This is a genomic window from Candidatus Nomurabacteria bacterium (assembly GCA_023898625.1).
GTDB lineage: Bacteria > Patescibacteriota > Saccharimonadia > Saccharimonadales > JAGQNJ01 > HK-STAS-PATE-36.
This window is the reverse complement of sequence record CP060231.1, coordinates 209862-232860: the sequence shown is the minus strand read 5'-3', so window position 1 is coordinate 232860 and position 22999 is coordinate 209862. Positions and strand designations below refer to the sequence as shown.

The following is a 22999-nucleotide window of genomic DNA, read 5'->3' as shown; positions in this document are numbered from 1 at the left end:
TCAGCAATGAGTTTACTAACCGGCGTCTCTGATTTTTTCGGACTGGACATCGGCACCTCAGCAGTCAGATTAGTTGAACTAAGAGGGGGCGGGCCAGTCAAACAGCTTGTTCGATTTGGCTATGTTCCAATAGACGCAAAGCTTGCCATGAGCGACGCAAAACCAGATCAACAAAAGGTTGGCGAGATTATTAAAGATCTACTATTACAAGCTAAGGTTGTAAGCAAGAATGTTGTGGTTGGTATTCAGTCTCAACGCGTGTTCACAACATTAGTGGATGTGGATCGGCTTTCTCCGTCTGAACTTGGCAAGTCAATTAAGCTTCAAGCAGATTCTATTATCCCAACACCAGTGGCAGAATCAAAAATTGACTGGGCTCTAATAGGTGACTCACCAAAAGACCAATCGAAAGTCGAGGTGCTTTTAACTAGTGTTCCTAATGAATATATCGAAGGACGCCTTGATTTGTTAGAGTCTATTGGGTTGAACGTGATTGCCCTTGAACCAGATAATTTAGCTTTGGGGCGAGCACTTTTGCCACCTGATGCTGTGAATCCACAAATGATAGTTGATGTAGGTGAAAATAGTAGCGACATTGTTGTGGTGGCCAACGGCGCGCCAAGGCTCACTCGTTCGATACCTACTGGATCTAATTCAATTATTAAGGCTGCGGTTCAGAATTTAAATATTGACGAGCAACAGGCCAAGCAGTTTGTTTCAAAATTTGGACTCAGCAAAGACCGACTTGAAGGCCAAGTATTCAACGCTGTTATCACAACTGTCGATATCTTAATGGCAGAAATTGACAAATCGATTAAGTTTTTCACTAATAGATATCAAGTAGGTGTCGAGAAGATAGTAATAGCAGGTGCTGGAGCGATAATCCCAGGCATGCCGGCTTATGTTGCTAACAAAACTGGTTTGAATGTAGAGATTGGTAATGCCTGGAGAAATGTTAGCGTTGGTACAGCAAGCGAGTCTGATTTAATGGCGTTATCGCCTTATTTTGCAGTCGCAGCGGGATTAGCAGAGAGGCAAGAATAAGATGGTTCAGTTTAATTTATTGCCAGATGTAAAACTAGAATATCTAAAGACACAAAAAACAAAACGCACAGTGCTTTTAGGCGTAATATCAGTAACAGCTTTAGCAGTTTTTATTTTTATCTTGCTATTTTTGATAGTTAATGTTTTCCAGAAGCAACATTTAGCAAACCTGGATAAAAATATTGAGACAAAAACAGATGAGCTCAAAGCGGTGCCAGATCTAGATAAGGTTTTGACAGTTCAAAACCAGCTAAAGGCTTTACCGGGATTGCACGAGACAAAACCAGCTACAAGTAGATTGACAGATTACCTCGTTCAGCTAACCCCAGCAGACGCAAAAATTACCGATGTGACCGTAGATTATGACGCTGGAACAATGACTATTAACGGAACAGCAACCAATATTGAAACTGTTAACAGGTATGCCGATATCTTAAAGTTTACAGAGTATAAAGAGGTTAATGGTTCCGAGTCAAAGAAAGCTTTTTCAGAAGTTGTTTTGTCAAATTTCGGTGTTCAGCCAGCAAATGGAGGACGCACAGCTTATGGATTGCAGTTTAAGTTTGATACGGCCATTTTTGACAATACAAAAAATATTCAACTATCAGTACCAAGTATTATTTCGACGCGCTCTGTAACAGAGGCACCAACTGATTTATTTGAAAAGAAGCAAGAGACGAAACCGGAGTAGTAAAGGAAGTATATGGAATCACCCAAAAAAGGAAAACGAGAGTTAATATCAAAAGCAAATACTACTATGGTTGCAGTAGCTGGAGTAGGTGCTTTCTTAATAGTATTTTCGTTAGTCGCAAGCAAGGCACTATGGTCTCAAAAATCTTACCAGTCTAAGGTTATAGCCAAGAAAGAAAAGGCAGTAGACCAACTCAACGAGAACAAAAAATCTGTCGATCAGCTAAAGGTGTCTTATACGGCGTTCACAGGCACTCCAGATAATGTGATCGGTGGTAATCCAAATGGAGCTGGTGATAAAGATGGCAATAATTCAAAGATAGTTTTGGATGCTCTGCCTAGCAAATATGACTTCCCAGCATTTATTACCAGTACAAAAAAGTTGCTCTCAATAAAAGGATTTACACCAAAATCAATTTCTGGTACAGATGATGAGGTTGCCCAAAGTCAATCAAAAGAATCAAAGCCAGTTGAGATTCCGTTTCAGCTTACTACAGATGCTGGTGACTTTGCGCGAGCTAAAGAGCTATTAAAATCGACAGAACAATCCATTAGACCAATAAAAATAAAGAAACTTACAATTACAGGCGGTGATGGAGCCCAGATGCAGTTAAGCCTAGATGCTGTTTCGTATTATCAGGGAGCTAAGGGTCTAACAATAACCAAAGAGGTAGTTAAATAATGAAACAAAAAGACATAATTCTAATTGTTGTGATCATGATTATTGCTGGAATATTTTCATTTATTGTTTCTGGGATGATTTTTGGCAAACCGGCAGATCGTAAAACACAGGTTGAAGTTGTGGAGCCAATTAGTGCTGATTTCCCTCAAGTTGATCAAAGATACTTTAATAAGGACTCTATCGATTCAACGCAATTAATCCAAATAGGCGACCAAAATAACCAGAAGCCTTTTTAATGGCTGAAATGAGGGCACATAAGAGATGAGTGTCTTATCGGTAGAAACTCAAGAAAAAGTTGAAAATGCTCTTGTTGAGCAGAATTTAATCTTGCAATCTAAAATTAATCAACTTAAAGAAAAGGCCAAAAAAGACAACACACCTTTTTTTAGTTTACTGGTAAGTGAAGGGGGTATTCCTGACGAGGTACTAACGAAAACCATTGCTCATGTCGGTAATATTCCTTATGTTAATTTATCTGAGGCAATAATCAGCTCAAAAGTCTTGGGGCTTTTGCCAAAAGAAATTGCAGAACGTTATATGGCGGTACCGTTAGGTGAAATGCAACATCGGTTGGTGGTTGGAATGCTTGATCCTGATAATGTTCAGGCCATAGATTATTTGTCTAATAAGATTGGTAGGCCAGTTAAGGTTTTTGCTGCAAGTGAGACAGGAATTCATAATGTTCTAAAGCAATACAAAAATGCTACAAATGCAGAAATTACTAGTGCATATCCATCTGGTCAGGCGCCAGGTGGGGGTATTGATTTGTCAAGTGACCTTAAGGATTTTAAAGGTGATGAAGATGTTGCGCCCGGGTTAATGCAGAACTCAGCAATTAAAACCATATCTCAAGATTCGCCAATTAGTAAAATTCTTTCTGCAATTCTAGAATACGCCGCCAACAATGGTGCCAGTGATATTCATATCGAGCCATTAGAAAGGGAATTACAGATTAGGTGCCGTATTGATGGCGTACTGCGCGAGGTTATGAAGTTACCAAAAGCTACCGAGCCACCGTTGGTGTCTAGAGTTAAGATACTTTCAAGCTTAAAGATTGATGAACATCGCCTGCCACAAGATGGACAATTTACGGTGAGCGTAACTGGCAGGGAGATTGACTTGCGTATTGCTATCTCACCAGTGGTGTGGGGTGAGCAAGTGGTGATTCGTTTACTAGACAAAACCGGAACAAGCTTAAAGTTAGAAGATATGGGGTATAAAGGTAGGGCGCTACGCACTATCAGACGCGCCCTAGAGCATCCAAACGGCATGGTTTTAACATCAGGACCAACAGGGTCAGGAAAGTCGACATCAATGTATGCTTTGCTCCAGGAGATCAAAAATGACTCTATCAATATTGTTACGCTCGAAGATCCTGTTGAGTACAAAATGCAAGGTATTAATCAAATTCAAGTTAATGCCGATGTTGGCTTAACTTTTGCTTCTGGTTTACGCTCTATTTTGCGACAAGACCCAGACGTGGTGATGGTTGGAGAGATCCGAGACAAAGAGACAGCAACTTTGGCCGTACAGGCCGCCTTAACTGGACACCTTGTGTTTTCAACTCTACATACTAACTCTGCCGCCGGTATTTTGCCACGTTTGCTAGATATGGGGATTGAGCCTTTCTTGATTGCCTCTACAGTACGTACTGTTATTGGTCAAAGGCTGGTAAGGCGTTTGGCTGATGGTGCTGAACCGTATAGTTCAAATACTGCCGAAACAACAGCCATTCATCAAGTATTAAGTAGTCTTTTACCAAAAAATACATCTGAAGTTAAGAAGTTTTCTGAAGATATTGGGTATAAAACCTTGCCACTTGTTACCGAAAACGCTTATACTTTATACAAAGGCAAAGAATCTGCCTCTGCACCTGGCGGTTATAAAGGAAGAATGGGTTTGTATGAAGTGTTTGATGTGACACCAGAAATACAACAACTTATTCTAAAGCGAGCTACAAGTAGCGAAATTCAAAAAGTTGCTATTGCTCAAGGTATGGTTAGTATGCGCCAAGATGGCTATCTAAAAGCTCTTAGCGGGCTAACCACAATAGACGAAGTTAATCGCGTTGCAGCCGAGGACAGTGCCTAAAGTAAGAAAAGGTGGGATAAAATAATGGAAGCACAGCCAAGAATAGAAATACTACTAGAAGAAGTCGTCAAGAAGAAGGCTTCAGATTTACATTTGCAAGTAGGAATGCCACCAATGCTTCGTATTGATGGTCACCTTGCACCTATTCCTGGTACTCAGCCTATGTCTGAGGAGGTTGTGGAGGGCTTAGTTTTTGCAATGTTGGATGACGACCAAAAGCAAGTTCTTCTTAAAGACAAAGAGTTTGATTTCAGCTTTGCCTTCGGCGATTTGGGTCGTTTCCGTGTTAATGCATTCCACGAAAGAGGCAATCTAGCCTCTGCTTTGCGTTTGATACCGAATGAGATATTGACTATCGAGCAACTAGGATTACCAAATGTAGTCAACAAGTTTGCGCAGTATCCAAGAGGTCTTGTGTTGGTTACAGGGCCAACGGGATCAGGCAAATCAACATCGCTCGCCGCCTTACTTGATAAAATCAACTCCGAGCGGGCAGACCATATTATTACCATTGAAGACCCAATCGAGTTTACGCATAAGTCAAAAAAATCATTGGTTGTTCAAAGAGAAGTTCATTACGATACATATTCATTCTCGGCAGCTCTTCGTAGTGCTTTGCGTGAAGACCCTGATGTTGTGCTTATCGGAGAAATGCGTGACTTAGAAACAATTGCCTCAGCAATTACAATTGCCGAAACCGGCCACCTAGTTTTTGCTACGCTCCATACTAACTCAGCATCTCAGAGTATCGATCGTATGATAGACGTCTTTCCGCCACATCAACAGCCTCAGGTTAGAGCTCAGCTATCAAATATTTTAATGGCCATTTGTTCACAGCGTCTGATACCGTCTATTGGTGGAGGTCGGGTGGCTGCCGCCGAGGTGTTGGTGGCTACTCCTGCAGTACGCAATATTATTCGAGAAGGCAAAACTCACCAACTTGAGGCGGTTATTCAAACTGGGGCAGAATTTGGTATGCAGTCTATGGATAAAACACTTGTTGGCTTAATTCATGCTGGTACAATTACCTATGACGAAGCACGTAACTATGCTGTTGATTTAGATGAACTAGATAGGTTAATGAGGAGTTAATTAAGTGCAGTCTTTTAAATATCAAGCGCGAGACCCAGCTACAGGCAAAAAAATATCCTCAGAGGTTCAGGCAGATAGCATTCAATCGGCCTCAAGGTTAATAAAACAACAAGGCCTGACGGTTATTGACGTCACGCCAAGTAGCGAATCCAGCAACGGCATATTAAACAGGATAACTAACCGAATTACCACCAAAGACAAGGTTTTATTCTCTCGGCAACTATCAACTTTAATCAATGCTGGGTTGCCACTGGTTCAGTCTCTGCGCAATGTTTCTAGCCAAACTCAAAACAAGGCTCTGCAAGCTATTATCGGCAAGATTATTGTTGATATAGAGGCTGGTAGTGCATTTTCTGTAGCACTTAGCAAGTATCCAAAAGTATTTAACGAAGTTTTTGTTAGCTTAGTGGCGGCTGGTGAAGTATCTGGTACGCTAGATAAAGCGCTAGAGCGTATTGCCAACCAGCAAGAAAAAGATGCCGAAATCATCAGTAAAATCCGTGGGGCAATGGTCTATCCAGCAATTGTTATCGTAGTGATGATTGCGGTTGTAGGCTTTATGATTGTAACGGTCATGCCTCAAGTAGAAAAGATCTACGCCGACTTACCGGGAGCTAACCTGCCATTGATCACCAAAATATTATTGGCAGTATCTAATTTTACAATTAAATACTGGTATATCGTTTTAATTGTTTTGGCGTTGTCGATATTCTTTACTACCCGTTGGGCAAGAACCATGGGGGGCAAAGAGGCTATTGATAAAGCAAAGATGAAGTTGCCAGTTTTTGGGCCGTTATTCATGAAGGTATACATGGCGCGTATTACGCGCACAGGTACTACATTGGTAGCTAGTGGCGTGCCACTTATTCAAATGCTCGAAATAGTTGCTAGAGCGGTAGATAACGTGCATATTGAGCGGTCTGTCAGAAAGGCCATAGACAAAGTTAAGGGTGGTAAGTCGTTATCTGATGCTCTCCGTGGCGATCCAAACTTCTTAAGCTTGGTGCCAGACATGATTCATATTGGCGAAGAATCTGGCTCTTTGGAGGATATGCTAGCCAAAACCGCCGACTATTACGAAAAAGAGGTAGATAACCAAATTAAGACCATCTCCACAATTATTGAGCCTATTTTGATGGTTCTACTAGGTATTGTTGCGTTTACTATCGTCGCCGCGGTGTTGTTGCCAGTGTATGGTTTGGTTAACCAAACCAATATTGTTTAACTTGTGCAAAAGTGCTTGCATTTTGTATTACAAAAGCTTAATATCTTAACCATAAGCATTAAGCTTTAAGTAATAACCGTATAAAGGGGGCAAAGTAATGTTACAAAAATATAAAACTAAAAGAGAAGAAGGCTTCACTATAATCGAAGTTTTGATTGTGCTTGCCATTGCAGGTTTAATACTACTAATAGTGTTCTTGGCAATACCTGCACTACAACGGAACTCACGCAACACGCAACGAAAAAATGATTCTGCCGCATTGGCTAGTGCGTACTCAGAGTATGTCAACAATCACGGTGGATCATCGCCTACCACGGCAGCAAATGTAACAGATAATGCTAAATTGGGTTTTTATAAGACGTCAGGAGTAACAATCCGTTCGTTAACCAGTTCTTCGGCTAATCCTGGTGCTGCGCCCGCGGATACTGATTCAGTTGTAGTTATAGTTAATGCAAAATGTGATCCAACTCTAGGATATTCTGCAACAAATATGGCCGGTATGGTATCATACGCTCCTAGAGGTGGTGTAGTGCTGTTTAATTCTGAAAATTCAGGTTCTGGTTCGACCACGCAATGTGTGAGTGCAGGCTAAAGCTCATTGTATTCTGAGAAAACGGGGGAAACCCCGTTTTTTCTTTGCCACAAAATAGCCACACCTTTCACAAAATAGCTACACCCTTCACACAAACTGCCCCTATAAACCACCACCAAAACCCATGATACTTTTCTGGAGGACGTTCCTCATAAAAGTACAAAAGATTGCATAATATCGATAAATTTCAGGAGGACGTTCCTCACAAAAGTACAAAAGATTGCATAATATCTTTCTGGAGGACGTTCCTCATAAAAGTACAAAAGATTGCATAATATATTTTACTGAGCTATCATTACTGACATGCCAAGCCGTAACGTTATTAAAATCGATATAGCTGACGGTTACTATCACGTCTATGCGCGAGGGCACAGCAAATCAGAAATTTTCATTGATGACGCTGATTACAATTATTTCACAAAACTTTTTGCGCGCTACTTATCAAAAAAACCAACCCTCGATAAACATCAGGTATCATATCCACATCTGTATGGTCGTTTGGATTTACTATGCTACTGCCTGATGCGTAATCATTTTCACTTATTACTTTATCAGCACGAAGAAGGCGCAATGCAGAAGCTTATGCGAGGCGTAATGGGTAGCTACTCACGTTACTTTAATAACAAATACAACAGAACTGGATCATTGTTTGAGAGTCGTTATAAGGCTTCTTTAATAGCTAGCCAACAATATGTAGAGCATATCTCGCGCTATATACACCTCAACCGTAAGCAATGGCAGACTACACCCTACAGTAGCATCGGGTACTATTTATCTGGTCAAAAAGCAGAGTGGGTTCATCCAGATGCTGTTTTGGCTATGTTTAACAACGATAGGGAAGAATACAAAAAATTTCTAGCAGACTACGTGGATTACAAGGACAAGCTTGACGAAATAAAGTACGAACTGGCAAATACTATACTATAACACAAAAACCCTTTTTATGAGGACAGTCCTCTTAAAAGGGTAAGTTAGTGTACTATATTAGTGATGATTGTGCTTATCTTATTTGTTTTTGGGCTTATTTTTGGTAGCTTTGTTAATGCCTACGTTTGGCGGTTCAAAAAGCGTAAAAACTGGGTGAGCGAGCGTTCTATTTGTCCAAATTGCAAACATGTTTTACGGGCTAAAGACTTAGTGCCAGTGCTTAGCTGGTTGAGTTTGAGGGGCAAGTGCCGTTATTGTAAAAAACCTATATCGGCTCAATATCCTGCTGTTGAGTTATTTACTGCGCTATTGTTTGCATTGTCTTATGCTTTTTGGCCATACTCACTAACATTGCTAGGCTGGCTGGCCTTTATATCGTGGCTGGGCTGTTTGGTAGTCTTTATGGCACTACTTGTCTATGACCTTAAATGGAAGTTGCTACCCAACAAGATGGTCTTGCCCTTAACTATTTTGGCTAGCATTTTGGTTACCTTATTGGCAATCTTAAACAGCAGTTGGCTAGGGTTATTTTGGTCAGTTGTGTCTGGTTTGGTGTTTTTTGCTATTTTCTGGGTATTGTTTCAGTTTTCAGATGGCAGGTGGATTGGCGGGGGTGATGTTAAGATGTCTTACGCACTAGGGCTTATAGCAGGGTCTATTATTAATGTTTTCTTGTTGATTTTTTTGGCATCGGTTATCGGTACATTTTTAGTATTGCCACTACTGGTTAGTAAAAAATTGAATGCACGGTCTAAAATCCCATTTGGTCCACTGTTGATAATTGCAACAATAATTGTTTTTTTATTTGGCAGTCAGATGATAGATTGGTATACCAAAACCTTTTTGTTCATGGGTTAGTGCTTATGCTATAATTTGCCTATGATTCGTAACCTTCGTCGTAATGTGGGCGGGTTCACTATTTTAGAAACAATCATTGTTTTAACAGTGATGTCAGCTTTGTTGGCTAGTGCTTTGCTGTTGTTCCAGCAAAGAATACCCAAAACACAGTTTCAAAAATCTTTGAACGAGCTGGTATCGCAGATGACCGATATTAGCAACCAGGTAGCGACCGGGTATTATCCTAATACGAATAAAGCAAAATGCAATAATGGTAGTATTGTCCCAGGTAATGCGGATCAGGGCGAAAATGCGAGCTGTATTTTCATAGGGCAGGCCGTAAAGTTCGGCTCTGTTGGGTGTACTAATCCTGGGAACGAATGCGACAAACTAAAGGTTTATACGATTTTTGGTAGACGCTTAGATAGCTCAGGAGAAATTGCTAGTTCACTAAGTGAGGCTCAGGCAAAAATTAGCCCAGACTTCGGCACTCAAGAATACACTAATGGCTTTGGCTTAAGTGTAGAGAAGGTTGTTTCAGATGGCACTGAATACGGTGGTGTGGCTTATGTACAATCTTTTGGGTCAAGCTTAGGCGGTGGTTCGCTAAATGGAGCAACACAAGTCGCTATTGCCCCCGTTTCAGGTTCTGTAAATAACTCAACTATAGACCCCGATCTTAGGGGTCTTAATGTGACAAATAAAGGTATTTTGTTGTGCGTAAAGAGTGGAACCACCAATCAGTATGCACTAGTGACACTTGGTGCAAACGGCAACGCCATGAACGTAGAAAAGCAGATAGTTAATAAGAGTGATTGGGACACAAAATGTTCATAAGAAAATTAACTAACAAAGGCGATACTATTGTTGAGGTAATGATTGCCTTAACGGTACTGATGTTGATTATTGGTGGTGGGTATTCAATTGCAACGCGTAGCTTAAATGGTGTGCAGGTTGCCCAAGAACGAAGCGAGGCAACCAAAATTGCCGAAGGTCAGCTAGAGGCCATCCGTTGGAAGGTTCAGGATAACCCTAATTTAGAATCGTTAAATAACAATGGTTTTATTAATACAACAGGTACAGAATGGGATAGCTTAATCATTCCTTCGGTTACTTGGAATAAAGTCTCATTTTGTGTTGCCACAACTACTCAAGGAACTCCTCCTGTTTCAAGAATTACGGCGACAACGGCGCCCAACGATTGTAGTCAAGGTATCGACGGGCGATATAAAATATCAGTTACCACCGATTTAACCTTTTTGAACTATGATAACGATCCTAAGCTGGACAAAAAGCAACTTACTTATAAAGTTACTGTTAAGTGGGATCGTGCAGGTGGTGGCGGAGAAGAAAGTATTGTAGTTGCAGACAGGTATGTTGTTATATGAGAATCAATAAGCAAAACGGCTTTACTATAGTAGAACTCTTAATAGCGTCGGCTGTGTTTTCTTTTGTTATTTTGGGCGCCAGTGTGGCGATAATTCAGATTAGCCGGCTTTATTATAAAGGTATTATTGTTTCTAATACTCAAACATCTGCAAAAGCAATACTAGATTCAATAACCCAAGCAATCCAGTACGAAAGCGCTACCATCGTGGGTAAAGATGATGCTAGTACTGTATCCCTGGGGGATGCCCCAACTACTAATCATGATGTGTCTGTTGTGTGTATTGGCAATAATCGATTCACCTTCGTTAAAGGTGTAAAGCAGGGCTCAGATACAGATAATATTAAGCATGCGATGTGGCGAGATAAAATTGATAATTCTGGTGCTTGTAGTACGGGCGTACCAGATCTTAAAAGTGATCCTTCAGCAGGGCATGACATGCTATCAGACAACATGCGAGTATCTAAATTAGAGGTAAACGCTCTAAAAGACTCTGTCGGTAATGAAACAGGGCTGTATGAGGTTAAGCTAACAGTGATATATGGTGATGATGATTTGATAGATGGCGACAAATGCAAAGGTCAGGTTGCTGGTAGTCAGTGGTGTTCAGCGGTAAATTATTCAACAATAGTATTTAAAAGAATAAAATAATGGTGTATATTAATGGTAAGCATGAGCGCTAAGAAGATGAGTAGGTTGCAGAATAACCAAGAAGGCCTGGTATCAATAACGGTTTCGTTGATTATTATGATTATAATCACCTTGGTGGTTAGTAGCTTTGCGTTGATTGTTCGGCGCGAACAGCGTCGCACTCTAGATCGTCAACTTAGTCAGCAGGCCTTTTACGCCGCAGAGGCTGGTATTGCTGATGCCCAAAGTGCAATAAAAGCAGGCTTAACAGATGATATAACCGAATGTTCGGGGCCAGGAAGCTTTAGCAAAGTAGCAGAAACAATTAATGATCCTTCAAAACCAAGCCCAATATACAAAAGCGAAATTTCAAATAACGTAAGCTACTCTTGTGTGCTTATTGATCAAACCTTACCGGACTACAGGGTTGATAACCTTAATCCATCCGACGGTTCTTATGTCACAAGTATTGATTCGAGTGTTAATATTGGGCAATTGGATATTAGTTGGCAAAGAAATGATAACGGCCAAATAACCTCAAACCCAACTGATCATACGTTAGTTAGTGGCATGAGTGGCCCGATGTTGAGGGTTACGATTTTTCCAGGATTTACAAAAGATGTTAGTGGTATTACGCAGCCACTCTCAAAAAACGATATTAATCAAGGATCACATACAATGTTTTTATATCCTAATACAGAAGCAACGGGAGATAATAGTATTACTTACTTAGGTTCAGATGGTGGTATAAATTCAACCTATCCTAGGCAAGGACAGTTTGTTGACGGTAACTGTGATTCAAGTACTGTAGATCCTGATAGATATGCTTGTAACGTAAGTATTACAGGCTTGGGTCGCACATCGTATTTTGTGGTGGTTCAGCCTTTATATCAATCTGCTAAAATAATAATGACGCCCAAAGATAGTAGTGGTAGTACTATTAACTTATCTGGCGGACAGGCAGAAATTGACGTAACCGGCAAGGCCTCTGATGTGTTAAGGCGAATTCAGGTGCGAGTTCCAGTTGACGGAGGTCTAAGTATTGGGGATTTTGATGGCCTATTCCCAGACTCTGCCATCTCAACAACCGACGATCTATGCAAATTGCTGGTACTAACCGGAACAAGCCTTAATGATCAATGTGATAGTAGCACCTCTGTTACGCTTACGGGAGTAGTACCCCCGCCATCTCCTACGCCAGACCCAGACCCTGACCCAAGTGGTAATGCAGATATCGGATCGTGCGATGGCTCTCCTAGACAGCCTAGCTTTTGTGATGATCCTGGCCCTCCTAAGTTATGGGGCTGGACTCAATCATATTCTAATTGGTCTGATAATCCTGCATCAGAAGTAGATAGGTGTGTGTGGTCGTGGGGTGACGGGCATACAACAGAGCTCACTAGTGGGCAAAAAGGTTGCAATTATAATGATCAGATGGTGCATGATTATAGCAGTGCAGGACACCAAAATCTACAAGATGATATTATCAGGACAAATGGTGCCATTGGTTGCCGAAGGTATAGCGTAACACTAACAGTATATTTTAAGCCGTCTACTCGCAAAAGGCCTGCCTCTAAGACTAATAATAGGGAACAAGTTCCGTACGGTACTGAAGGTAAAAGATACTGTACTGGAAAATACAGATTATATACTCCATAATGTATATTTAAACGTCCATAACTACTGTCTATTTTGTTTAGAATGGAATCTCTTATGAATATTCTTTAGGTGTGGATCTGTTACATGGGTGTAGATTTGTGTGGTGGAAATATTGCTGTGGCCTAACATTGCTTGCACGCTACGTAAATCAGCGCCATTACGTAATAGGTCCGTAGCAAAGCTGTGTCTCAGAGTGTGCGGTGAAACATGTTTGGTTATTCCAGCCAGCAGAGCATACTTAGAAACCATTCTTTGGATACTTCTGGGTGTTAATCGAGAATAATCGCCAGTTCTGTCTACCTTTGGTTTTTTATTACTGTGCCCGATAAATAGTGCAGGGATTGTATCATTCCTGGTTTCTATGTATTTGTCTATCCAGCTTGACGCGCTATCACTAATAAATATTGGTCGGTCTTTCTGGCCTTTTCCTCGAACAGTAAACTCTTTTGTTTTAAGGTTAATGTGCTCCTTGTTTAGGTTTGTGAGTTCTGATACGCGTAAGCCACTACTAAACAGTAATTCTAGGATAGAACGATCTCTCAACCCCTGTAGGGTTGATGTGTTTGGCTGAGCAAAAAGTTTATTCAACTCATCGATTGATAAGAATGAAACCTCGTTTCTATTGCTTTTGGCAAGTTCAATCTTATCCGCTGGCATCGAATCATAATTGCGTTTCGTACACCATTTTAAAAAACTTCTCAGCGCAATTAAGTGGTAATTAATGGTGTTTTTTTGTAATTCATCACTTACATTTGTGCCTAGTCTATTTAGCCACAAGCGCCACTTACGGACAAATTCTGGATTTATATCTTTAACATTAATATCTCCAGCATAATCTTCAATGCGCGTAAGATAATGGTTGTAATTGTGTATTGTTTTTAACGAACGTCCTTGTTCAATCTCTAGGTATTCTAGGAATTCATCTTTTGCTTTGCTGAATTTCATACTTATATTGTACGGCATTAAGGGTGACAACAGATACAATATTTTGTACAATAAAATAACTATAATACGAAAGGAATATTGATGGAAAGAACTTTGGTGATACTAAAGCCAGATACAATTCAGCGGGCCATAGCTGGGGAGATTATTACTCGTTTTGAGAGGGCAGGCCTTAAGATTGTTGGCATGAAAATGATGATACCAGAGATGGAGTTATTAAAGTCACATTATCCGGATGACCTTATCCCAATTGTAGGTAATAAAACTAAAGAGGATTGGGATGCTTACGGTGTTGAGTACAGTGAAACTGTCGAGGAAATCGGTGATATGATAGTGGATGCTACACGTAAATTTATGAGAAGCGCTCCAGTTGTTGCTATGGTTCTTGAAGGCGGGCACGCCGTAGAAATTGTTAGAAAAATGGTTGGTAAGACTGGGCCAAAAGATTCTGCGCCAGGTACGATTAGGGGCGACTATGCGCATCTTAGCCTAGGACGGGCATCACTAAAGAAGAAAGGCGCCGCCAACATAGTTCATGCCTCCGGATCAGTTAGTGAGGCTGAAAATGAAATCAAAATGTGGTTTGAGGAATCAGAATTATTTACATACACGACGGTTCACGAGGGTCTAACTCAAGTCTAATATTAAATGTATGCTGTAATGCATACTTGGCCCGGTAGTTCAACGGATAGAACACCACCGTCCTAAGGTGGGTGTTGGGGGTTCGAATCCCTCCCGGGTCACCATGATTAATTTGATTAATGTATCTTATTATAACTAGAGTTCAGTTATTTTTATCCTATACTACTTATACTTACTAATGTAAAATATTGTTATGCCAAAGAGTAGTTCTCCTAAAAAGCAAAATAAGGATTTTGCTGATCAATTTGATGATGAGGAAGTTTTGTACCTGTTTCGTAAACATCCGATAGTTATGCGTAAAGGCTTAATTATATCAATGTTAGCCATACTAGCCGGTTCAATACCAGCGTTAATAAAACCTGAAATGTCTTATTTTTACGGTGGCCTAGCTGGTGGACTGGTGCTGGGTATTATTTTGTTTATTCCTTCATGGATAATTTATTGGTATAGCGTATTTATTGTGACCAACCAACGCTTAATACAAATCACTCAGAAAGGTTTTTTTAATAGATCTGTAGTCGATATAGGCTTAAAAAAAATACTAGCAACTAGCTATGAGGTGAAGGGCATACAAGCAACTTTACTAGGATTTGGTACAATAATGATACAGACTTACATGGGCGATTTGGTGATCCATGAAGTTCATCATCCAACAGAAGTAATTAGATGCATAACCGATGTACTTAGATCTGAAGGAATAGAAGCGGAACAAGTTGATCCAGCAGATATAAAACAAGACAAGGAGTATAATGAAGAAGATCTCGAAGAAGTTTAGGCGACCAAGACTAAAGAAGAAGGCAGGTTCTTTGGCGACTTCGGAAATCCCTAAGATTACAAATGATACTGTCGCTGAACATCGAGAGGAAGTGTTATCAAGTGCACGTAAATATATATATCCTTTGCAACATTCAAAGCATAAGATTGTAATACTTACGATTACTATTGTATTAGTTACGTTTGTCGTATTTTTTACGTACTGTATAACGGCGTTGTATCGTTTCCACTCAACCTCGACATTTATTTATAAAGCTACTCAAGTAATTCCGTTTCCTATTGCAAGGCAAGGCGATAAGTTTATAGCTTATGAGAATTATCTTTTTGAGTTAAGGAGGTATCAGCATTATTACGAAAACCAGCAAAAACTAGATTTTAATAGTGACTACGGCAAGCAACAACTGATAGTTGCAAAAAACCGCTCATTAACTAAAGTAATCAACGATGCGTATATTAAACAGATTGCAAAAGAAAAGAAGATTACAGTTAGTGACCAAGAAGTTCAGGATCAGATTACTTTATTACGCAACCAGGAACGTCTTGGTAGCAGCAAGGATGTTTTAGATGATGTCTTGAAGGAATATTTCGGGTGGGATGAGGCTGACTTTAAACGGTATGTTCATGGTAATTTACTACAACAAAAAGTCCTCGCGTCACTTGACGTAGATACTCAAGGGCGAGCAAATTCAGCCTTGGCAGAAATCAACAATGGAAAGGATTTTGCAGAGGTTGCGAAAACTTATTCCGATGAAGTAACAACAAAAGACAAGGGTGGAGAATATGGATTCTTAATCGAGAAATCTAACAGAGATATTTCTCCACAAACTATCGATGCTATCTTTAAACTACAACCAGGTCAGGTTTCAGGAATAGTTAATACGGGCAATTCACTTGAAATCTATAAGTTGATCGAGCTTCAGGATGGCGATAAAGCAAAGGTTGCTCACATTGTGTTTAACTTCAAAGATATTAATCAATATCTTAACGATAGGAAGGACCAAACTAAAACAAGAGCTTACATTAGCTTGCCAGAACCCCAGACAGACCAACAAGCATCTCCATCGGATAACTAGTAAATTAATCAATAATAGTGTATGATATTTAGACAGGATTCTTAACAAGCCATTAGTTTAGTGAGTGAGTAAAGATGGTCGACCTGAAAGATTAATAGAAAGGAACTAATCTTAATGGCTAGTAAGTTATATGTTGGTGGTTTGCCGTACTCTACAACTACACAAGAATTGCAAGATTTATTTGCAACACACGGTACGGTATCATATGCCAACGTAATTACCGATAGAGATACTGGTCGCTCAAAAGGTTTTGGTTTTGTTGAATTTGAATCAGCAGACGAAGCAAAGGAAGCGATTAAGGCTTTAGATGGTAGTGAACTTGGAGGACGCAAGATTGTGGTAAATGAGGCTCGTCCACGTGAGGATCGTCCTCGCAATGATCGATCTCGCCCTGGTAATGGGGACTTCAATCAGAGCTCTTCTTTTAGACAACGATAGTAGAATATATTGATGTCAATAAAAAATCCTCAGAGTACATCATGAGGATTTTTTAACTTCATTATATAATCTGGGTAGATGTCGAATAATTCCATAGAGAAGAAGAACTGCAAGAATAAAACTCGCTATTCCAACGACGCGTCAGCACAAGAGGCATTAAAACGTATTAATCAAAACAAAACTCTAGGGAAGCCTAGAAGAGTGTATAAATGTCTTGTTTGTAATGGCTGGCATTTATCATCAAAGGCCAAACACTAACTAAGAAAGAGGGGTAATTTATGGATTCAGGCTCAAATAAAGATAATATGCCAGATCCTCATAGCTCTGCTATGTGGGAACAGTTTGATGTTATTGATGCGCAGTCTAAGGAACAACTAGAAGAAGATTATCAAGAGATTGAGGAATACAATAGGAGGTTGCTTAATCAAATAGCAGGACTCGAATATAGCGAGTTTAAAATTATTGGCGAGATTAATAATGATAGTCAGATCGATACGACGAGCGCACCATCAATTATTAAGGGTAGGCCTTTTATGTCTTTGTTGTATCTTCAGCCAGATAGAAGACAAGAACTGATGGAGCAAGGTGAAGATCCCGAATTTGGTAATCCGCATTCGATTAGGGGTTCCGTACCAGAACGAACAAAGAAACTACTGGATGATCTAATTTCTGGAGTCGAAGCCATTAAGGACGAAGCTAGGAGTACCCCAGAACTTACTGTTTGGCGAGGGAATATTGGTGGGGAGCCAATAGAGCTTGATGTGTATAATCAAGAGATTCAGTTACATAAAGGTAGCGAGGTACAAAGAATCCCTTCGTTGCACGTGTATGCGTGTCGTCCAGACAATGAACAATAAAAAATCATCCTAGAAGACGGATGATTCATTCTGCGATATTGGCGGGCTCGACCGGATTCGAACCGGCGATCTCCTCCGTGACAGGGAGGCATGTTAGGCCTCTACACCACGAGCCCAAGGCCAATAAATACCATAGCAGTTTATCAGAATATGTTTAGTATTGCAATCTGTTACAATAGTGTAGTTATTGCCACCTTAGCTCAGTCGGTAGAGCGACGCATTCGTAACGCGTAGGTCAGCAGTTCGATCCTGCTAGGTGGCTCCACTGCGGGATTAGTATAGTGATAGTACGCTTGCTTCCCAAGCAAGAGGTACGAGTTTGATTCTCGTATCCCGCACCAAAATACCTATGCTTGCTTATGTTACTTTAATGAACTATCATTACACACTATGAAGAAATTATGGAGTAGAGAGAAGGAAACAAACTCTTCAAACGAACAGTTAAGACAAAGAGATCTAGAGGTTTTTGATCACGTTCAAAAATATGGCAAGTTATTGCTGGATACCATGGGTCTTGATGAAGCTATCAGGTTTGAAGTCGCCGAAAATCGGCAGACAGGTGAGTTTGGTTTGTCAAGACAAGTGTTCAAACGAGCAGACAAGGACGCATTTACCCTGGAGTGGTATCCTCAAACAAAAGGACCAAGAGAAGTGTCTACTATAGAAAGACGGCTCGATGAGGTCGAAGGATTGCACATCGTAGAGAGCTACATGACAGACTACACATTTCCGTACGATAATACAATAAGGATTCCCTCACAGATGTTCCTAGATATGATTAAGTCCGTGTTTGGTGATTTACCGCAAGATGCCGAGATCGATTCGACTATATATTCTAGAAGCGGGCGCTAAAGTCTCTATCATTTTTTTATACAAACAACTATAATTTAGGCAATGGCTGATATTAAAAAATTCTTTCATGATAGATGGATATTGCTATTATTAAGCGCAAGCCTTTTTGTTACAGTATTTAATACACTAGCGATACTTTCAAGATTAGATAGTAGCCGTGGTAGCTATATTGTGCAATATCGTGACAATCTTGGTTTAGGTGCCTACAAGGCAGGTGATAGCTCGACATTTTGGTTGTTCATAATTTTTGGAATTATGATTTTTGTATTTCAAATTTTACTCAGTAGACGGGCGTATAAAATGCATAGACAATACGCAATAGTTATATCGGCACTTTGCCTTCTGTTATTAGTGCTCACCTTGCTTGTAAGTAACTCACTGTTAGCGTTAAGATGAAGAACATTGAAATACCTCTACAGTCAGAGAAAAAGCCTCATTATATTTTTTTTGAGAAACTACCCGGAATAATAACTTGGTCAATTATCATTTTGCCGTTTGTATTGAGTATTTTTATGGCTCATCTAGTAGCGTTGCTGATAATTGCATTTTTCTTGATTTGGTTTGTTCGAGCGATAGGCTTGAATGTTAGGGTAATTCAGGGATGGAAGACAATGAAGGTTCATGAAAAGCTTAATTGGCCGAAAATGCTAGCCCAGATTGAAGACCCAACCAAGGACTACCAACCAACAAAAGACTTACCAAAGTGGCACTTTAATAATTTATTGCGCATTAGAGAGAAGAGAGCTGTTGATCCAAAAGATATTTATCATGCCATAATTATCGCAACATATAACGAAAGTCGGGACGTTCTTGAGCCTACAATTAAGTCAGTTTTATCATCTCATTATGATATGGATAAGGTTATTTTTGTTTTGGCTTACGAAGAAAGGGGTGGGGAAACGGTAGAAGAGCAAGCTAACGCTTTGGTTACTGAGTATCAAAGTGAATTTGCTCACGCCATGGCAGTAAAACATCCTGATGGATTACCTAATGAAGTCGTAGGCAAAGGGGGGAACATTACATATGCCGGGCGCGAGCTACAAAAATATCTAAAGAAGGAGGGGATTGACCCCATAAACGTCATTGTTACTACCCTAGATTCCGATAATCGTCCTCATGTTAATTATCTACCAGCACTAACTTATACCTATGCAGTCTCGCCAGAGCCACAATATATTTCATATCAACCGATACCGATCTTTACGAATAATATTTGGGATGTACCAGCCCCTATGCGAGTTGTAGCAACGGGTAACTCTTTTTGGAATATTATTCTTTCTCTTAGACCCCACGCTTTACGTAACTTTGCTTCTCATGCACAGAATATGCAAGCCCTTATAGACACCGATTTTTGGAGCGTTCGTACAATTGTTGAGGATGGTCACCAATTTTGGCGGACATATTTTCGATACGATGGTAAGCACGAGGTTTACCCAATATTTTTGCCAATTTATCAGGATGCAGTTTTGGATAAGAATTATCGACGTACCTTAAAGGCCCAGTTTATCCAGATGCGACGTTGGGCATATGGTGCATCAGATATTGCATATGTTGCCGAAAAAGCTTGGTTCACTCCAAACAACATCCCTAAAGCAGATAAACTTATGAAGTTTTTGCGATTATTAGAGGGTCATATTAGCTGGTCAACCGCGCCCCTAGTTTTAACTTTTGCGGCGTTTATACCAGCTTGGTTTAATCCAAATGATTTTGCCTCAAATCAACTTCCAGTACTAGCAAGTCGTATTCAAACAATTGCTATGGCAGGAATCTTTATAACATTCTTTCTTGGCATGCGAGCCTTACCACCACGACCAAAGAGATATAAAAAACGTCGAAACTTATGGATGATGATTCAATGGGTGTACCTACCTCTAACCAGTATTGTATATAGTTCGTTCGCCGCAATTTATTCTCAGACACGATTATTGTTTGGGCGATATTTAGACAAGTTTGATGTGACCGAAAAAGCAGTCAAAACAGACTCCGGTAAAACGGTTATTGGACATTCGTCAGGCAAGTAATCATCCGTTTGATGATCTATGAAACGCCGAATAGTGTACGGACGCTACGTTATCAAAGTTTTTTAGCGTGGCTATAGTGGTTTCTGAAATATCTTCTATTTCGATTACGGGCTGAGACCTATCGAGTATCTTGTTAGTAATGGTTCTTGTCAGTTCAGAGGCATCTTTTATAGGGTTTGAGCGATGCCTAACAGACTCATAGATACTTATCATCAAAATATTGGGGTCGAACACAGTAAATTTACCATCTGTGAGCTTCACACGAAGCGTAGATTCATAGTTTATTGATTCAATGGTAGAAATAACATTACCGCATTGCAGGCACTTCCTGCGCCTCCAGATGGTGTTAGAGCGTTTTTGAGAGCGACTGTTTGTTACCCGAGTAGTCCCTTTGCAATAGAGACATTTCATCTTAGCTCGCTCCCTACCATATTTTGTTTAATTATTTGTACATAAGTCCCAACCATAACAACATATTGTCATAACGCTTATAAAAAGTCTAGTGGAAAACTCCAAAATTTCTGTGGGCAAACAAAAAACCCTCTTGTGGGGTCTCTCAAAACTCACAAAAGGGTCTTTATTAGCTAACTTCGTTGTTACTTCGAGTCAGCCACTGCTAAACGGGGTCGCTGTATGCGATTAACAGACTTTCGACCTGTTATAAATACGAGCTCCTCGTAGAACAGCTTAAAGTCCTCTAACGGGGACTTTTGCTTATTGCTACTCAAAATAGAGTGCCTCGTTTAACCTAAATAGTTTATCAGGCTACCCACAAACTGTCAACAATTGTGGGTAAAAAATGATATAATTTGATTAATGAAACCCACCACAACAAACAGAGTATTTAAAGTAACAAATACCATAAATGGTATAAGATCTGGTGTTTTATCTACCCGCGCTGGAGATATTCTTACGCCAACTTTTATGCCAGACGGAACTCGTGGTGCAGTTAAAAGTTTAACTCCAGAAATGGTACAGTCTACAGGGGTGCAAGCCGTTCTAGCCAATACGTACCATCTTCATTTACAGCCTGGTGAGGACACCATTGAGCGCCTGGGGGGCTTGCATAGTTTTACAAATCAATCACTACCACTACTTACTGATTCTGGTGGGTTTCAGGTTTTTTCTTTGGCTCATATAAACAAGATTACAGAGGAAGGCGTAACTTTCAAAGATCCCAAAACGGGAGATACAATATTTTTGTCGCCAGAAAAGTCTATTCAAATACAGCTTAAATTAGGGGCTGATATGATGGTGGTGTTTGATGATGTTACCGCTCTTGATGATAAGGGCAGAGATAGAACTCTAGAAGCTTTTGAACGTACTCATCGGTGGTTAGAAAGAAATATTGCTGAATTCAAGAAACTTACTAAAGATATGAGTCCTCAAGAAAAGCCTTTGTTGTTCGGTGTTGTTCAGGGTGGATTAAATAAAGATTTGCGCAAGAAAAGCCTGGAGCTAATTCAAGCAAGTGAAGTTGACGGAATAGCCATAGGTGGTTTATCGGTAGGGGAGTCGCGCGAAGAGATGCATAGTATGATTTCATACCTATCAACTCTATACGACAACTCACCTAGGCCAAGATTCTTACTGGGTGTAGGCGATCCTATTGATGTTAGGTATGGTATTGAGCATGGAATTGATATGTTTGATTGTGTGTTGCCAACCAGAAATGCTCGTCATGCAACTGTTTGGGTTACGGGCGATCAGCGTATTCATTTAACAAATAAAAAATTCAATAATGATGATTCAGTCGTTGATGATGCTTGCGATTGTTACACTTGTAAACAAGGGTTTAGTAAGGGCTTTTTACGACATCAATTTAAATCTGGTGAGCCTTTAGCCGGTACCTTAGCGTCAATCCATAATATTCGTTATCTCCAGCGTATTTGTGAAGAATACCGGGTTATTAGAGGAATTAATAAACAAAACTTGTATAAATGCCCATAGTATGTTATTATAAAGTTCATGAGTAAATACCCAGATGTGCCTCTTATTACTTGGAGCGATAAAGTTGTTGGAGAGGCACAACTGAGTGTTATTAGAGAACTAGAACTGCCAGCACGAGTTGCCAGAGTATTCATGCTTAATGACGATGGTGAGATACTGTTACAAAAGCGTAGCGGAAGTGTGAATAATCCTGGGTTAATTGATTGTAGTGCGGATGGCTGGGTTGATACAACTGATTTATCAGAAGAAGGCGAAGTTGGTGACTATTTGGTTGCCGCAAGACGTGAAACACAAGAAGAGCTCGGTATTGAGGTAGGTGAAAAATTGCAGGTTATTGGCCATTATCTATTGAGGGGTGCTGTTGAAATTCCTGAGTGGACAAAGCTTTATATTGCTCCATACGATGAAAAAACAGACGGTGAGGTTAAGCCAAATGATGAAGTTCAAGAAGTTACCTGGATGTGCCCCAACGATGTTATAGAATTGAGCGAGCAACAACCGGAAGTTTTTGAACCAGGCGCTCGTTTAGCTATTCAGAAACTCAACAATTTTTTGGAAAGCCAGAATTTTAAGATCAATAATTACAATTGAATA

Annotated in this window: 26 protein-coding genes and 4 tRNA genes; 27 read left to right on the top strand and 3 right to left on the bottom strand. The window is 40.1% G+C overall.

Features of this window, described 5'->3' with window-relative positions; all coding sequences use genetic code 11:
- The first annotated feature begins 6 nt into the window (after window positions 1-6).
- From pilM to H6793_01130, 14 genes are all read left to right on the top strand, one after another.
- Entirely contained in the window at window positions 7-1044 is a 1038-nt protein-coding gene (pilM, locus tag H6793_01195; protein USN95760.1) for a type IV pilus assembly protein PilM, read from the top strand.
- A gap of 1 nt (window position 1045) precedes the next feature.
- Window positions 1046-1735 (top strand): hypothetical protein, encoded by a 690-nt coding sequence (locus H6793_01190; protein USN95759.1) that lies wholly within the window; start codon window positions 1046-1048, stop codon window positions 1733-1735.
- Window positions 1736-1747: 12 nt separating this feature from the next.
- Window positions 1748-2416, top strand: a complete 669-nt coding sequence (locus tag H6793_01185) for a hypothetical protein (GenBank protein USN95758.1) — start codon at window positions 1748-1750, stop codon at window positions 2414-2416.
- Window positions 2416-2652 (top strand): hypothetical protein, encoded by a 237-nt coding sequence (locus H6793_01180; GenBank protein ID USN95757.1) that lies wholly within the window; start codon window positions 2416-2418, stop codon window positions 2650-2652. The genes H6793_01185 and H6793_01180 overlap by 1 nt, the downstream gene beginning before the upstream one ends.
- Window positions 2653-2677: 25 nt before the next feature.
- A complete protein-coding gene (locus H6793_01175) occupies window positions 2678-4507 on the top strand; it encodes a type II/IV secretion system protein (GenBank protein USN95756.1) in 1830 nt (609 codons plus the stop codon).
- Between the two features lie 24 nt (window positions 4508-4531).
- Window positions 4532-5599, top strand: coding sequence for a type IV pilus twitching motility protein PilT (locus H6793_01170; GenBank protein USN95755.1), 1068 nt, complete (start codon window positions 4532-4534; stop codon window positions 5597-5599).
- A gap of 4 nt (window positions 5600-5603) precedes the next feature.
- Window positions 5604-6824 carry a type II secretion system F family protein gene (locus tag H6793_01165; protein USN95754.1) on the top strand — a complete coding sequence of 407 codons (1221 nt, stop codon included), beginning with the start codon at window positions 5604-5606 and terminating at the stop codon, window positions 6822-6824.
- Window positions 6825-6921: 97 nt separating this feature from the next.
- The gene (locus H6793_01160; GenBank protein ID USN95753.1) at window positions 6922-7416 is read left to right on the top strand and encodes a type II secretion system protein; all 495 of its coding nucleotides are present in this window, start codon (window positions 6922-6924) and stop codon (window positions 7414-7416) included.
- Between the two features lie 303 nt (window positions 7417-7719).
- Complete coding sequence (locus H6793_01155) at window positions 7720-8343, top strand: transposase (protein ID USN95752.1); 624 nt, start codon at window positions 7720-7722, stop codon at window positions 8341-8343.
- A 63-nt stretch (window positions 8344-8406) separates the two neighbouring features.
- Window positions 8407-9201 carry a prepilin peptidase gene (locus H6793_01150; protein USN95751.1) on the top strand — a complete coding sequence of 265 codons (795 nt, stop codon included), beginning with the start codon at window positions 8407-8409 and terminating at the stop codon, window positions 9199-9201.
- Between the two features lie 21 nt (window positions 9202-9222).
- Window positions 9223-10017 (top strand): hypothetical protein, encoded by a 795-nt coding sequence (locus tag H6793_01145; protein ID USN95750.1) that lies wholly within the window; start codon window positions 9223-9225, stop codon window positions 10015-10017.
- Window positions 10008-10568, top strand: a complete 561-nt coding sequence (locus H6793_01140; protein ID USN95749.1) for a hypothetical protein — start codon at window positions 10008-10010, stop codon at window positions 10566-10568. Before H6793_01145 ends, H6793_01140 begins: the two co-directional genes overlap by 10 nt.
- The gene (locus H6793_01135) at window positions 10565-11218 is read left to right on the top strand and encodes a type II secretion system protein (protein ID USN95748.1); all 654 of its coding nucleotides are present in this window, start codon (window positions 10565-10567) and stop codon (window positions 11216-11218) included. Before H6793_01140 ends, H6793_01135 begins: the two co-directional genes overlap by 4 nt.
- 21 nt (window positions 11219-11239) lie before the next feature.
- A complete protein-coding gene (locus H6793_01130; protein USN95747.1) occupies window positions 11240-12856 on the top strand; it encodes a pilus assembly PilX N-terminal domain-containing protein in 1617 nt (538 codons plus the stop codon).
- Window positions 12857-12877: 21 nt separating this feature from the next.
- Here H6793_01130 and H6793_01125 read toward each other — a convergent pair whose 3' ends face one another.
- A complete protein-coding gene (locus H6793_01125; GenBank protein USN95746.1) occupies window positions 12878-13801 on the bottom strand; it encodes a tyrosine-type recombinase/integrase in 924 nt (307 codons plus the stop codon).
- Between the two features lie 81 nt (window positions 13802-13882).
- On the opposite strand from H6793_01125, the gene H6793_01120 reads away from it, so the two are divergent.
- The 6 genes from H6793_01120 (at window position 13883) to H6793_01095 (ending at window position 17582) form a co-directional block, all read left to right on the top strand.
- Window positions 13883-14440 (top strand): nucleoside-diphosphate kinase, encoded by a 558-nt coding sequence (locus tag H6793_01120; GenBank protein USN95745.1) that lies wholly within the window; start codon window positions 13883-13885, stop codon window positions 14438-14440.
- A gap of 28 nt (window positions 14441-14468) precedes the next feature.
- Window positions 14469-14544: transfer RNA gene (locus H6793_01115), tRNA-Arg, on the top strand.
- Window positions 14545-14633: 89 nt separating this feature from the next.
- Window positions 14634-15215, top strand: a complete 582-nt coding sequence (locus tag H6793_01110) for a PH domain-containing protein (protein ID USN95744.1) — start codon at window positions 14634-14636, stop codon at window positions 15213-15215.
- Window positions 15190-16287 (top strand): peptidylprolyl isomerase, encoded by a 1098-nt coding sequence (locus tag H6793_01105; GenBank protein ID USN95743.1) that lies wholly within the window; start codon window positions 15190-15192, stop codon window positions 16285-16287. Before H6793_01110 ends, H6793_01105 begins: the two co-directional genes overlap by 26 nt.
- 114 nt (window positions 16288-16401) lie before the next feature.
- A complete protein-coding gene (locus H6793_01100; GenBank protein ID USN95742.1) occupies window positions 16402-16725 on the top strand; it encodes an RNA-binding protein in 324 nt (107 codons plus the stop codon).
- A gap of 278 nt (window positions 16726-17003) precedes the next feature.
- Window positions 17004-17582, top strand: coding sequence for a hypothetical protein (locus H6793_01095; protein USN95741.1), 579 nt, complete (start codon window positions 17004-17006; stop codon window positions 17580-17582).
- 39 nt (window positions 17583-17621) lie between these two features.
- Here H6793_01095 and H6793_01090 read toward each other — a convergent pair.
- Window positions 17622-17698, bottom strand: a tRNA-Asp gene (locus H6793_01090).
- 73 nt (window positions 17699-17771) lie between these two features.
- On the opposite strand from H6793_01090, the gene H6793_01085 reads away from it, so the two are divergent.
- From H6793_01085 to H6793_01065, 5 genes are all read left to right on the top strand, one after another.
- Window positions 17772-17847, top strand: a tRNA-Thr gene (locus tag H6793_01085).
- 2 nt (window positions 17848-17849) lie between these two features.
- Window positions 17850-17923 (top strand) — tRNA-Gly (locus H6793_01080).
- Between the two features lie 49 nt (window positions 17924-17972).
- Window positions 17973-18434: a hypothetical protein gene (locus H6793_01075; GenBank protein ID USN95740.1), complete on the top strand. Its 462-nt coding sequence runs from the start codon at window positions 17973-17975 to the stop codon at window positions 18432-18434.
- Between the two features lie 42 nt (window positions 18435-18476).
- Window positions 18477-18830, top strand: coding sequence for a hypothetical protein (locus H6793_01070; protein USN95739.1), 354 nt, complete (start codon window positions 18477-18479; stop codon window positions 18828-18830).
- The gene (locus tag H6793_01065; GenBank protein USN95738.1) at window positions 18827-20455 is read left to right on the top strand and encodes a glycosyltransferase family 2 protein; all 1629 of its coding nucleotides are present in this window, start codon (window positions 18827-18829) and stop codon (window positions 20453-20455) included. The genes H6793_01070 and H6793_01065 overlap by 4 nt, the downstream gene beginning before the upstream one ends.
- On the opposite strand, the gene H6793_01060 is transcribed toward H6793_01065, so the two are convergent.
- A complete protein-coding gene (locus tag H6793_01060) occupies window positions 20456-20716 on the bottom strand; it encodes a hypothetical protein (GenBank protein ID USN95737.1) in 261 nt (86 codons plus the stop codon).
- Window positions 20717-21271: 555 nt separating this feature from the next.
- On the opposite strand from H6793_01060, the gene tgt reads away from it, so the two are divergent.
- Together tgt and H6793_01050 are read left to right on the top strand one after the other, a co-directional pair.
- The gene (tgt, locus tag H6793_01055; GenBank protein USN95736.1) at window positions 21272-22405 is read left to right on the top strand and encodes a tRNA guanosine(34) transglycosylase Tgt; all 1134 of its coding nucleotides are present in this window, start codon (window positions 21272-21274) and stop codon (window positions 22403-22405) included.
- 18 nt (window positions 22406-22423) lie between these two features.
- Window positions 22424-22996: an NUDIX domain-containing protein gene (locus H6793_01050; GenBank protein ID USN95735.1), complete on the top strand. Its 573-nt coding sequence runs from the start codon at window positions 22424-22426 to the stop codon at window positions 22994-22996.
- Window positions 22997-22999: the final 3 nt, after the last annotated feature.